Annotated in this window: 10 protein-coding genes and 1 pseudogene; 2 read left to right on the forward strand and 9 right to left on the reverse strand. The window is 62.5% G+C overall.

Annotation, left to right across the window (positions count from 1 at the left end; genetic code table 11):
• Nucleotides 1-116: pseudogene (locus P8014_RS19745) on the reverse strand (transposase); the annotation flags it as partial.
• A 94-nt stretch (nucleotides 117-210) separates the two neighbouring features.
• On the opposite strand from P8014_RS19745, the gene P8014_RS19750 reads away from it, so the two are divergent.
• Complete coding sequence (locus P8014_RS19750; RefSeq protein ID WP_337819047.1) at nucleotides 211-1,554, forward strand: LPD7 domain-containing protein; 1,344 nt, start codon at nucleotides 211-213, stop codon at nucleotides 1,552-1,554.
• A 474-nt stretch (nucleotides 1,555-2,028) separates the two neighbouring features.
• Here P8014_RS19750 and P8014_RS19755 read toward each other — a convergent pair whose 3' ends face one another.
• The 6 genes from P8014_RS19755 to P8014_RS19780 all read right to left on the reverse strand — a co-directional run bounded on the left by P8014_RS19755 (nucleotide 2,029) and on the right by P8014_RS19780 (nucleotide 9,549).
• Nucleotides 2,029-2,925 (reverse strand): LysR family transcriptional regulator, encoded by an 897-nt coding sequence (locus tag P8014_RS19755; protein ID WP_337819048.1) that lies wholly within the window; start codon nucleotides 2,923-2,925, stop codon nucleotides 2,029-2,031.
• Nucleotides 2,926-3,817: 892 nt separating this feature from the next.
• On the reverse strand, nucleotides 3,818-4,021 hold the full coding sequence (locus P8014_RS19760) for a hypothetical protein (protein WP_337819049.1): 204 nt from the start codon (nucleotides 4,019-4,021) through the stop codon (nucleotides 3,818-3,820).
• Complete coding sequence (locus P8014_RS19765) at nucleotides 4,018-5,331, reverse strand: LPD7 domain-containing protein (protein ID WP_337819050.1); 1,314 nt, start codon at nucleotides 5,329-5,331, stop codon at nucleotides 4,018-4,020. The genes P8014_RS19760 and P8014_RS19765 overlap by 4 nt, the downstream gene beginning before the upstream one ends.
• A 27-nt stretch (nucleotides 5,332-5,358) precedes the next feature.
• Nucleotides 5,359-6,423 (reverse strand): zincin-like metallopeptidase domain-containing protein, encoded by a 1,065-nt coding sequence (locus tag P8014_RS19770; RefSeq protein WP_337819051.1) that lies wholly within the window; start codon nucleotides 6,421-6,423, stop codon nucleotides 5,359-5,361.
• Nucleotides 6,424-6,426: 3 nt separating this feature from the next.
• Complete coding sequence (locus P8014_RS19775) at nucleotides 6,427-8,370, reverse strand: toprim domain-containing protein (protein ID WP_337819052.1); 1,944 nt, start codon at nucleotides 8,368-8,370, stop codon at nucleotides 6,427-6,429.
• Between the two features lie 267 nt (nucleotides 8,371-8,637).
• Nucleotides 8,638-9,549: a DMT family transporter gene (locus P8014_RS19780; protein ID WP_337819053.1), complete on the reverse strand. Its 912-nt coding sequence runs from the start codon at nucleotides 9,547-9,549 to the stop codon at nucleotides 8,638-8,640.
• Nucleotides 9,550-9,813: 264 nt separating this feature from the next.
• On the opposite strand from P8014_RS19780, the gene P8014_RS19785 reads away from it, so the two are divergent.
• Nucleotides 9,814-10,722, forward strand: a complete 909-nt coding sequence (locus P8014_RS19785) for a LysR family transcriptional regulator (RefSeq protein WP_337819054.1) — start codon at nucleotides 9,814-9,816, stop codon at nucleotides 10,720-10,722.
• A 223-nt stretch (nucleotides 10,723-10,945) separates the two neighbouring features.
• On the opposite strand, the gene P8014_RS19790 is transcribed toward P8014_RS19785, so the two are convergent.
• On the reverse strand, nucleotides 10,946-11,101 hold the full coding sequence (locus tag P8014_RS19790) for a hypothetical protein (RefSeq protein WP_337819055.1): 156 nt from the start codon (nucleotides 11,099-11,101) through the stop codon (nucleotides 10,946-10,948).
• 277 nt (nucleotides 11,102-11,378) lie between these two features.
• On the reverse strand, nucleotides 11,379-11,648 hold a 270-nt coding region (locus P8014_RS19795; protein ID WP_337819056.1), incomplete at its 5' end, for a hypothetical protein.

Consider the following 11,648-nt stretch of genomic DNA (forward strand, 5'->3'; position numbering starts at 1 on the left):
TAGTGACGCGGAACAAGACCCAGCCACGCGGCGAACTGACGGGCGTTGGCGAACTGATGGATATCGCCGGTGCTGGCCACCAGCGCGGTGGCGGTTATGGGCCCCACGCCGGGGACCTGTCCTCCCCGGTTCGACTGGCTGGCGATCGATCGCACATGCCGGGAGCTGGAGCTCGAACAAGGCTGGCGTCACGACAACGGGCCGTTCGTTGTGGTGCGAACGCCAAGGGATAAGCCACAGGTCGAACGCATCAGTAGGAAAGAGCGGGAGCGGCGCGGCGTCATCGGCGAGCACGGTTTCGAGCTAGGACCAGAACCTGGGGATGAAAAGGCCAGGGATGCGCCAGCGCCTAGCCCGAAGGCAGGGTGGGCCGAACGCAATCAGGCTGCGCCGTCCTTCCAGGCATGGGTTGCCGGCATCCCTGGACAAGTCCTGCGGCCGCGTCTCGATGATCCCGGCGCCGACTGGCAGGCGGTGCACGAATGCCTGGCCAGCTTCGGCCTGCAGCTGCGCCCCAAGGGCAGCGGGCTGGTCGTCGCCGGAGAGCACGACGGGCAAGCCGTCGTGGCCAAAGCCTCGCAGCTTGGGCGTTTTGCCTCGAAAGCGGCGCTGGAGAAGCGCCTGGGCTCCTTCGTGCCGCCAACGGCCCGGATAGAGCCGGACGCGGCCGGCGCCGCATCATACGGACGTTTCGTGCATGACTTCCAAACGGCCGAGGATCGGGAACCCGGCGGCCGCCGGAACGATCCTCAGCGGGAAGAACGCCGGCAGCAGCGGACGCAGGCGCGGGAAGCGCTCAAGCAGCGGTTTATCGCCGAGCGCGAAACCCGCAGAGAAGAGAGGCAACGGCTACGGAAGGAACGCACAGCGCGGCATGCGGCTGAGCGCAAGGACTTGCGCGAACGCCTGGCCGCACGCCGCGGGGCTTTCATCGCGGCCAAGATCAACGAAGGCATGGACGCGGGCATGGCCCGCTCGCTATGGGCGCTCGAAGCCGCCAAGGAACGCGAAGGGCTTGCGGCTCGGCAGGCCACGGAGCGCGCAGAGGGCGACGAGTTGGGCCGCTCGATGGTCTGGTGCGACTGGGTGCATAAAGAAGCCGAGAAAGGCGATCCGGCTGCAGAGTCCGCCTGGCGCGGCATTCGTTATCGCGACAGGCGCGCCGGCGGTGGGAATCGTAATGGCATCGAGGGCGTACCGCGTGGAGAGATGCGGCCGCTCACTCTGGCCAGTCTGCACGCAGAGGTCGACCGTCGGCGCGGTGAGATTCGTTACAAAGACGAAGCCGGACGCCGACTATTCACGGACACCGGCCCGCGTATCGAAATGCACGTGCGGGAGGACAACGCAATACGACTCGGATTGCGCGTGGCGGCTCGGAAGTTCGGCGGAGCCGTGGAGATTACCGGCTCGGGGATTTTCCGCGAACAGGCGGCACGAGAAGCCGCCCGGCTCAGTGTTGAGGTCAAGGATCGGGATCTGCGGGGCATCTGGGAGCAGGAGCGGGAAGTATGCCGATCCGGGATCTGGGGGCGAGACACCCCGGAAAGGTGACGGTGCCTGTCTGGATTGGCCGGTGCTTAGCCACGGGGAGGACATGCCGAATCATCGGGCACTATAGTTACCGATGCCGACAGCGGCCAGTCGCGCGAAGTTCCCGCTAGGCAGCAGCCGGCCTATTCTGTTGAAAAACTCTGTCTGGCACAGTGAGCGATTCCATAACGGCGCTGTACGCGAAACCTGGGGCGATCGTCGTCTTAAACTACCTCAGAATCTGGCTCTCACGCGCGTTTTTGAGCAAAAAATGATCAGCGAACAGTGGTTATTTTGGACAATCGAGTTTTTCAACACTATCGGCCAGAAGCGGGCACTCGCCGTTTTCTTATTGCCTCTTCGGACCGTCCGCTTTCGGATCAGGAGTGGCCCAATCTGAAGGAAACAATCACGCCTCGGAAATATCCAGAGAACTGGTGGGAATTCATTATGGGTTTGCAATGGATACTTACTTAGCTAAACAAGATGCAAGTCTTATGGACTGGCCAATGAGGTGTTCTCCCGCACATTTCCAAAAGCGGCTCTGATTTGAGTCGCCATATCCAACTCATAACCTGTGGATATACGCGGTGTCAAATGAAGAGTAAACGCAAAGTCAGGCAATTCAGGGAGACCAGAATCTTGCCCCAGTGCATGCACACCGGCCGGTAATACCGAGGAAAGCCATACACCGACCGCAAGATCTGTTTGGATGGCAGCGACGGTCGCTTCGAGACTGCCGTTGCTATAAATGGCTTTCCAATGAATTTCCTGTTCGTCCAGTGCCGTAGTGACGGCTGAGCGAAATGCGCAGGCCGTACTGATCAATGAAACGGGTAGCGGTCTTTCATGAGAAACGCTTCCGTTGGGACTCCCGACCCAAACGAGTCGGTCGCTCCCAAGGCGTTCACCGCTGACGGTATCGTCCGGTTCCTCAAGCACAGCCAAATCGATTTCACCAGCCTCCACAGCCAAAGCGAGCTCGGGTGTCGCTCCACTGATTAGCGACACCTCTACTTGAGGATGGCATACCGAGTACGGTTGCACGATCGCCGGGAAATAGCTTGCAACAAGATCGAAAGGGAGCCCGATACGCAAGCGCTGTGTTGGCTCGGTGACGCCAAATTCCCTATAAATCGTGTCGTTCAACTGCAGTAAGTCTTCTGCGCGGGCAAGCAGTTTTTGACCTGCCTCTGTGAGCGTCAGCCCGCTACGCGTGCGTACAAAAAGGCTGTCCCCCAACAGTTCTTCCAATCGCTTGACGTGTTGGCTGATAGCGCCCTGTGTAAGGTGAAGTGCATCGGCCGTTGCCGTCATGCTCAAACAGCGTGCGGCCGTCGCAAATGTACGCATCAGGCGGAGATCGAGATCGCGTGGCATCGTCAGTTTCAACTATTAGCATCCGTAATAGCTGCATTGTAAACATTCGATGTCCAAGCGACATAGGGGTGCTTAGAGTGTGCTACATGCCCCACAACATCATTGGCTGTTATCGAGTCGGTGTGGCTCTATGAACCAAAGGATCAGGGATGCTTGCCTCTCTCGTGTTGTTTGTACTGATCGCAACGATCTCGCCCGGCGGAGCCACCACCTTGGCCACGGCATCGGGCGTGCAGTTTGGATTTCGACGCAGTCTGCCGCTGATTTTCGGCATTGCGTTGGGGCTTGCGAGTCTGGCCGCCATATCGGCGGCCGGTCTCGGCGCAGTCTTGAATACAGCCCCGTCCCTGATCTGGATTCTGAAAACTACCGGCTCGGCGTATCTGGTGTATTTGGCGTGGCGGATTGGATCAGGCGGGGCGCCTAGTGGAGCACCAGTCCCTCGCAAAAACCGCTTACCGTGACAGGAGGAGCACTTCTCCTGTGGCTCAATCCAAAAGCATGGGCCATGACCCTCGGCGCCGCCGCATCGTTTGGGGCGTTGACGGGTTCACCCTTTGTGTTCGCTGGGGTTCTTTGCGCCGCTTTCGGGATGGGTGCGATAGCCTCGCTCAGCCTTTGGTGTGTCATCGGCCGGACGCTTAGCAGATATCTGAACAAACGACATCACTGGCGGATGGTCAATATCGCACTTGGATTGTTAATTGCCATATCAATCATCCCAATTTGGGAAGAGTGAGTCGCTGCGAATCCATCAAAACCACATGAAGATAGCTGCAGATCCGAGCGTCCGCAGTGCGCGACATAGCCGACCATATCTGGAATCAAGGAAACGACTGCTTGGGGTCGACTCTTGCCTGATGGTCACTCCCAGTTAACGTCCGCTTCCACGGCACGGGCTCGATTATGAAAACGCACTGGGCTGTGTTTGAGTAAAGCCCGGTCCGGATAGCTGGAAAATAGCGGACCCAGCCAGGTCGAGCCCGCGCATCGCTTTCCAGATGACATCGTAGACCACGCCGTGCACGATACTGGAGACGATCATGTGCCCAATCCCGCCGGCATAGCCGTGATGCCAGGCGCCATAGCCGGCATGGTGCCAGCTCATCGCTGTACCCCGAAGTCGGGCAGGCCGGCATCCAGGGCGTGCTCTTCGTGCTGCTCTGCCGATTGCTCTATTTCCTCTTCGCCGACGTTGCGGGTTCGTAGCCCCTTTTGCTCGCGCTCGGCCGCCTCCGTCTTGTCGCGGTTCTGTTTTTGCTCCTGTGCCCGTTCCTGTCCGCGTTCCTGCACTAGACGCACGTCGGCGGTCAGCAGTTCCTCCTTCACTGCGAGCGTATCGATCGCCCGTTTGTTCAGGCGTCCTTCGTCGTCAAGATAGCCACCGGCTTCCAGCGTCGACCGCTCGCTGTCCGAGAGGGCATCGAGCCCGCGATCGCCGGCGCGCATCAGCGCGATGCGCGTAGCGCTGTCGGCCTGGGCCAGATCGGCGCGGGCCGACAGCCAGTCTGCATGCTCCAGCGTCCATTCGAGCGTCGCGTTCTCGCCGGCGCCGGCGCCGGCTTGGCGCGCTAGCTCGCCGTCGAGCGTGACGGCTATCCGGTCGAGGTCGGCGCGGATGGTGTTGCGCAGGGCGATATCGGGATCCAGGGACAGCGGCAGGCCCAGGCGGTTACGTTCCTCTTCCCAGGCCGCCTGCAGCTCGGGGTTTCTGATCGCGATGCCGAGCCGCGCGGCGACGCGGGCCGTCTGATCCTTGAACGCATCGTCGCCGGTCAGCGTCAGCGGACTGCCAAGCTCGAACTTCTGCTCGGCCAGCCGCAGTGCCGCCTCGATGTCCAGTTCCTCGGCACCGGCGACCTCGATGCGTGGACCGGTGTCGGTGAACACAGGAGACTCGCCGCGGCGGTATTCCACATGCTCGTGCCTAGTGTCCCAGCGTCCCTCAATGCCTTCGAGGGAGAGCGGGCGCAGTCGTTCCGGAGCCTCGCCCTCGATGCCGTTGCCGCGGCCGGCTTCGCGCTCGGCATCGATTTCCGCCAGGAGCTGGCGGGCGGTCTCGCTGTTTTGCTGGCGTAGCCATTCGTCCCAGGCGGGCGGTTTTCCGATGCCGTCGACGGTGGCGTCGCGCTCGCGGTCGTGCCGATGCGTCAGCGGTTCCAGACGGCGGGCCTTCTCTAGGGCCCACAGGCTGGCATGCGCGTCTTCCGGCGCCTGCTGTTCCTTCAGCCATACGTCCTTGTCCGTCTCGATGGTTTCGGCCTCGCGCCTGCGCTCTTCGACGTGACGCTCGGCCAGGTCGTCAAGTTCGGCGCGGATTAGCGCGCGGGCTTCCTCGTGCAACGCCTTCCAGGACTCCAGAAGCGAGGTGCGTTCCTCCTGTGCGGGCGTGGCCGTCTGCTGCGGGTTGGTTTCCATGCGTAGTCTCCTTGATTGCGGCTGCGCTTAGCGCTCGATGCCATACCGGTTGGGGTCCGGCTCTGTTTCCATGCCCGCTTCCTGCCGCGCATGGGCGTCCGGATGCAGGGCTGTCCGTTCTTGCTGCCGCTCTTCGTCCAGCGTCCGTTCTTCCAGCAAGCCGCGCTCCCTGGCCTGTTCCAGTGCGCGCTGCAGGTAGCCGGTGGCGGTTACGGCCTTGTCGAGAGCCTTGGCCAGCGCATCGCCGTCGAGCTGGCTGCTCCAGCCGGCGAGGTAGGTGGCGGACTGTTCGCGGTTCATGTCCGGGTTCTCGCCGGAGTAGGGCAGCCCCAGGCTGCGGCAGAGCGTGTAGGCGGAGGCTTCGGCGACCAGCTCCTCGAAGGCGTAGGCGGGCGTGCCGAAGCGGTTGCCCAGCGGCCGGTCGAGGCGCGAGGCGTGGCCGGTCGCGTGCGCCAGCTCGTGCGCCTTGGTGCTGTCGTATCCGCCCTGGTCGGCGAACGCCGCCCGTGCCGGCATCCCGATGCGGTCGACCTGCGAGCTGTAGAACGCGCGGTCGGTCGTGGTGACGATCCTGACGCCCATGGCCTCGGCGATCGCATCTAGCTCTTGCGAGCGGGGTAGGCTGGCTTCGGCGGTGCGCTCCGGTGCGAGCTCGGGGATGCCGTCGATCTGCTCGGCATTGAAGACCGGCACCGACTTGAACGCCTGGAACAGGCGCGGCTTCTCCTCGCCGGTCTCGGGGTCGCGTTCCATGACCGGCTCGCCGTTCTCGCGCTTGGTCTTGATCTGCACCGGCACGTAGATGTGCGAAGCGCTCTCGCCCTTGCGCACCTGCCAGCCTTCGGCCCTGGCCTGGCGGTAGCCCAGCCAGCGGGGATCCTCGTATCCGCGGATCGCGGACTCGACGAACAGGGTAAAGGTGTTGAGCGAGCCGAGATAAGGGCGGTCGGTGACGGGGTTGTGCAGCGGCATCGCCGAGACCGGCGAAGGCGTCCAGGGTTTCTGCCAGGGCGGGCGTTCGCCTTTGTCGACCATCTCGCGCACGCTCGATGCGAGGCCTTCCAGGATGCTGCGCTTGCTGAGGACGGCCACGGCTCAGCGCTCCATGCCGAGGTCTTCCCCGGCTATCTCGTGCTCCTGCGGGTCGGGGCGCCGGGCGGCGGCGCAGGCGTCTTCGCGCTCCGTGGCCTGCTGCCGAGCGTCGCGTTCCTGCGCCTGTGCGAGGGCGTCGGCCAGCGCCTGCCTTTCGTCGGAGGCCGATACCGCGTCGCGGTCCATGCGCCGTTCCCGCGTGTCCGGCTCGACCCAGGCGAGGCGGCGGGGCCGCGGGTCGCCGCTGGCGTCCACGTCGTTCGGCCCTTGCCGGTGCAGGATCGGAAACCGCTCGTGGTCGGCCTGCGCCCAGGCTTGTGCGGCAGTCGCCAGGCTGGCGCTCCGATGTACGGCTTCGCCGGGCGCCTGATGCACCGTGTAGAGCGTCTGCGGATTTCGCAGACGGGGAGGTGAGTCCTCTTCGAGCGACAGTCCCGGCGTCTGGGTGCGCGCGGCCGGCGGCCACGGGGCGTCCAGCGCGGCCTGCACCGCATCCCAGTCGACGGAGCGGTCGGATTCGATCGGTAGGCTTATCCGGTCGGGGCGGCCGTGCTGGAGCTCGGGCATGTCCAGCTCGCCGCGCTCTTTGTGGAACTGGAGCTGTTCGTTCCAGTCCTTCTTGTCGCGCGGCTGGTCGATGCGTACGGCGGCCGTGGTGCCCGTCTCGCGCACCACCGCTAGCAGGTGTCCGGTCATCTCGCGTCCCGGCCGCACGCCTGTGCGCCCGGGCTGATCGCCATCCAGGGCGATGGCGATGCCGGCAGGCGGATGGCGTTCGACGAGTTCGCGCAGCGTGCGGTCCGAGGCTTGTCCAGGCGCGCCGCCGGTGCTGGCGTAGACGCTTCGCAGGTACTCGTTGGGCGCGTAGGCCGCGTCCAGCTCGGCGCGCGACAGCGCATCGATGCCGGATTCGCACAGCACCAGCGTGTAGCCGTCTTCGGGTTTGCCCAGCAGGGCGAGTCCCCGGTGCCCGGAGAACCCGCTGAACGAGCGTCCACCTCGACCTGGACCTTTGCGTTCCCAGCCGGTGAGGCGCGGCTGGTCCTCGCCGTCGCGGAACTGGTAGTGCGCCACCGCGACGTTGACGTGGCCCTGTACCGGCTCGGCCCGGATCGCGTCCTCGAAGCGCCCGATCGTACGATTGATGCCGCGCCCGTTCAGGTAGTAGCGGCCGGGATCGGCGTCTTTCAGGTAGATGCCGGGCAGCTTGCCCCAGGCATCCAGCATGTCCTGCGCCTCGGCGCTGCGCCCTTCGCGTGCCCGCACGCTCGCCGGCGGCGTCCAGTCGGCGGCTCCGCCCAGCTCGGGGCGCAGCATCCTGCGCGCCTCGCCGAGGCTGGCCGCGCCCAGGTTGTTGCGGCAGAACTGGGTGATCGTCCCCTTGTCCCGGTCGTCGGTCGCGTTCCAGTAGACCCAGGCGCCGTCGCGCTGCCGGCTGACCAGCAGCACGCCGGCCTCGCCGCGGAACTTGAGGCTGTTGCGCGAGCTTTCCTTGGCGTCGAACGCGTAGCTGTGCTTTTCGAGGAAGGCCGGCAGGGGGATGTCGCGCACGAACGCTTCGAGCTCGGCGCGGCCGGCTTCCTGGCGTTCGATGTCGGCGCTCTGCTGCAGCACGTTCTGCAAGGCCTTCAGATCGCCCAGGCGCTTGTCGTCGCCAAGGATCGGGCGCAGACCCGCGCGCACCTTGCCCAGGTTGGCGGCGCCGTGGCGCTGCGCCCAGTTGACGATCGTGCCTTTGTTCTGCGGATCGTAGCGGTCGTTGTAGAGCCAGACGCCGCCTTTCTGCGAGACCGACAGCGCCTCCCGCCCACCGGGAGAAAGCAGCAGCAGCGCGTTGCGGTACCGGGGATCGGGCCTCGCCGTATAGCCGCGTGATGCCAGGTAGGCTGGCAGGGGGATGTCGCGGGTGAAGCGGCGCAGTTCTTCGGGGTCGTGAGCGGTTGTCATGTCCGTGCCTCCAAACGGTTGGGTGCACGGACAATCGGCGGGACAGGAAATCGGTATCTGAATTACGGCTTCATTCAGCCGTGGGACATCCCCGTCAGGCGGAAGTCGGTCATGAATAGCCGGTTCATAACATTCGTATTTACGGTACCGCTATTTAGACTGCGGTTGCGGGTAGCGTGTTTGTTGGATCAATGAGTCTTTGAGATAGATCAAGATCAAGCCGTGTACTAGTCTGGTTGCTTTGCCTGACGGCGCTGTTGTAGACGTTTAGTGCTTCCCGGCAACAAAGAGAGCGTGTACCAACAATGCCGCTATGACCAGGACGATCCCCGCCCATTCCTGAGCTGACGGCATTTGCCCTAACGCGAGTGAGATCAGCACGGCCGTGATCGGAATCGCATTGACGAATACGATGCCACGTGCTGGGCCGAGTTGGCGGATGCCAAAATTGTAGGTCAGTGCAGCACCAACGGTGGCGGCGACGACGACGTAGGTCATGGCAGGCACGATCTCGACGAGTTGAGCTTCCGATGGCCACGCAATGCATCCACCCCATGAGGCCAGCACCGCGATCAACAACAACCAGGGCGCAGCCAGCACTGTAGTCCATACTGTGTACTGCGTGTACGACAGGTCGCGGAACCGCGCCGCGTCATGGGTATAGGCGATCCAGCCCAGGGTGCCGACCCAGGCAACCAGATCGCCCAGCCAGGCAAATCGTGGTATCGATGTGGGAGCCCCCCACAAGCCGGCTACCAGCGTTACGCCCAACACTGCGCAGCCGACTACCAACCATGCGTTGGCCGTGGGGCGTCTGCGACTTTTGGCCCAATCGACCAGCAGCGTCGTGACGGGCATGGTGGCCATGATGACGGCCCCATGCGTTGGCAAGGAGTACTTGAGACCGTAGAAGACCAGAATGGGGAAAAATCCATAGCCTAGAAAACCCAGGCCGCTGAGCCGGAGCCAGACGCCTTCACGCAGATGTACCGCCGACATTCGTCCTGACACCAACAGGGGAAGCAATAAAGACGCTGCCGCCACATAGCGCAGACTGGTAAACCACACCGGGTTGATCACCGAGACGACATACTTGCCGACGTGAAAGAGCCCGCCCCAACTGGCAGTGGCCAGCAATAAAGCCAGATAAGGAAGAAGTACGCTGTATCTGCGATGCATATCGAGGCTCGTCCCGTTGGTAACGGCCTCATTGTCCGAAAGCAGTCGCTGATTAGACTATTCGCGATTTTTTTACCCACCCTTAGGTGCCGCTGAACGCCGGTACATGTGCTGCAGCGGTAACATAGGCCAAACTCTGGAATCGGTGCTCCCATATCGATTCCTGCCCGTGCAGACTACCTTCCTATGCATGCACACACCGTTCGGATTGGTCAAATCAGATTCACGGCCACAACGGTCAAACGCCAGCGAACACGGAATGATATGGACCTACGTCAATTGAGGACGTTTGTAGCGGTTGCCCGAGAAGGCAGTCTGTCGCGAGCTGCCGGCCAGCTGTTCCTCAGCATTCCAGCTGCAAGCGCTCAGATCAGAGCGCTCGAAGACGAGTTCGAGGTGCGTTTGTTCACGCGCACATCGAAAGGCATGTATCTGACTTCGGCAGGCCGGCGACTGTTGGACGAAGCGCAGGCGACGCTCGATGCAGCCAAGCATGTGACACAGACCGCGGAAGAAATCCGTGGTCAGCTCTGCGGGCAGGCATGCATCGGCATTCTGACCGATTCGCTGTCGTTGCGGTTGGGAAGCATCATGGCGGCGCTGGCCGAGCGCCATCCGAAGCTGGACGTAAGGCTGCAGCGCGATCTTTCGGCGCGAGTGATCCACCGAACCCGTGCCACAGAATTCGATGGCGGATTCGCGTTGTCTGGGAGTGCGCCCGATGGCGTGGAAGCAACATTTCTCGCGTGTATTGATTTAACCGTCGTGTTGCCGCTCCGTTTCGAACAGGAAGTACACCGCCTGCAACTTGCGGATTTGCTCGCAATACCGTGGGTCGGCAGCGTATCGGAGTGCGCGTTGGGCAGTGCGATGATCGACTTGTTTCGCCCTATGGATGCGTTGCCGAAGATGTCGCGTATCGCCGATAGTGATGGCGCCGTACGCAGCCTAGTCGCAGGCGGACTCGGTGCGGGTATCCTGCGTCGTACCGAAGCGGAAGAGGCGGTAGAGAATGGCGAAGTCGTCATCTGGCCATACTGGCATGGAGCCGTCACCTTGTATTGGGTCTGGCCGAGCCCTGCGGCAAACGGTCCCTTTACAGAAGTGCTGCGCGAAAGCGTTCTCCGAGCGTGGAGAGAACCCGTGTCGATTGCTAGTCCGATAGCTACGTAGAAGACGAACCGGCTGTTTTATGGCATTCGAATGCGTAGGGTCACAGGCGAAAATAATTCGTCGACCGCGAGGTGGCGAGATGTTATGATCCGCCGCTCCCGGTCTCTACCACATTCTCAGCGAACAGGGCGACATGACTCGCGTTGGCCTGGCACTCATCCGGGTTTTCTTCCTGATCACCTTGGCATCCTCTGGCTGGTTACGCAATGGACCGCCTAGCGCTTCAGCTACTCGCTGGCGTACGACTCGCATGTGCTTTCCGTGTTTGCGCACGCATTCCGGCGTGGGTTGCCGTATAGCCGCGTGATGCCAGGTAGGCCGGCAGGGGGATGTCGCGGGTGAAACGGCGCAGTTCTTCGGGGTCGTGGGCGGTTGCCATGTCCGTGCCTCCAAACGGTTGGGTGCACGGACAATCGGCGGGAGAGGAAATCAGTATCGGAATTACAGAATTATGTGACGGCACCTACAGCGAGAGAAGTGCATGCCGTATCCTCTGGCTGCTATGAGTACGATTGACCAACTGCGGCCGACCGTCTGGAGTTGTCGAGGAAGATTCGGTTGTCTTGAGCAGTGCCGCCCCCGATTGCCCGGTTCGCCCCTAAAACCGAGATTTCAGGACTAGCCGTGCATGTGACTCATAACTGCTTCTCTAAGTCTTAATGTTTGGATGCTCTATGTTCCCGGTAGGCCGCCGCTATTGTTCTTAAGGCATCGCGCGAGCGCTGATCGGTGAGTTTCGAATGCAGCATGATTCTTGAGCTGGGTAATTCAGGAAGAGCGAATCGCCGACTCACCTCGACCGTGTCGGAGGGCGCGAGGCGGCACGATAAAGCGGCGACCGCGAGCCCAGCCGATACGGCTGCCATGACAGCGGCATGTCCTCCTCCGACGAAGACTTCGACCCAAGCGATGCCTGCATCGTCGAG

This window comes from Acidihalobacter sp. (assembly GCF_037381185.1).
Lineage (GTDB): Bacteria > Pseudomonadota > Gammaproteobacteria > DSM-5130 > Acidihalobacteraceae > Acidihalobacter_A.

What these genes read in the sequence shown, in the direction of transcription:
- P8014_RS19760 (WP_337819049.1), bottom strand. Translation starts at nt 4,021, where the DNA reads ATGAGCTGGCACCATGCCGGCTATGGCGCCTGGCATCACGGCTATGCC.
- P8014_RS19765 (WP_337819050.1), bottom strand. Translation starts at nt 5,331, where the DNA reads ATGGAAACCAACCCGCAGCAGACGGCCACGCCCGCACAGGAGGAACGC.
- P8014_RS19775 (WP_337819052.1), bottom strand. Translation starts at nt 8,370, where the DNA reads ATGACAACCGCTCACGACCCCGAAGAACTGCGCCGCTTCACCCGCGAC.
- P8014_RS19780 (WP_337819053.1), bottom strand. Translation starts at nt 9,549, where the DNA reads ATGCATCGCAGATACAGCGTACTTCTTCCTTATCTGGCTTTATTGCTG.
- P8014_RS19785 (WP_337819054.1), top strand. Translation starts at nt 9,814, where the DNA reads ATGGACCTACGTCAATTGAGGACGTTTGTAGCGGTTGCCCGAGAAGGC.
- P8014_RS19790 (WP_337819055.1), bottom strand. Translation starts at nt 11,101, where the DNA reads ATGGCAACCGCCCACGACCCCGAAGAACTGCGCCGTTTCACCCGCGAC.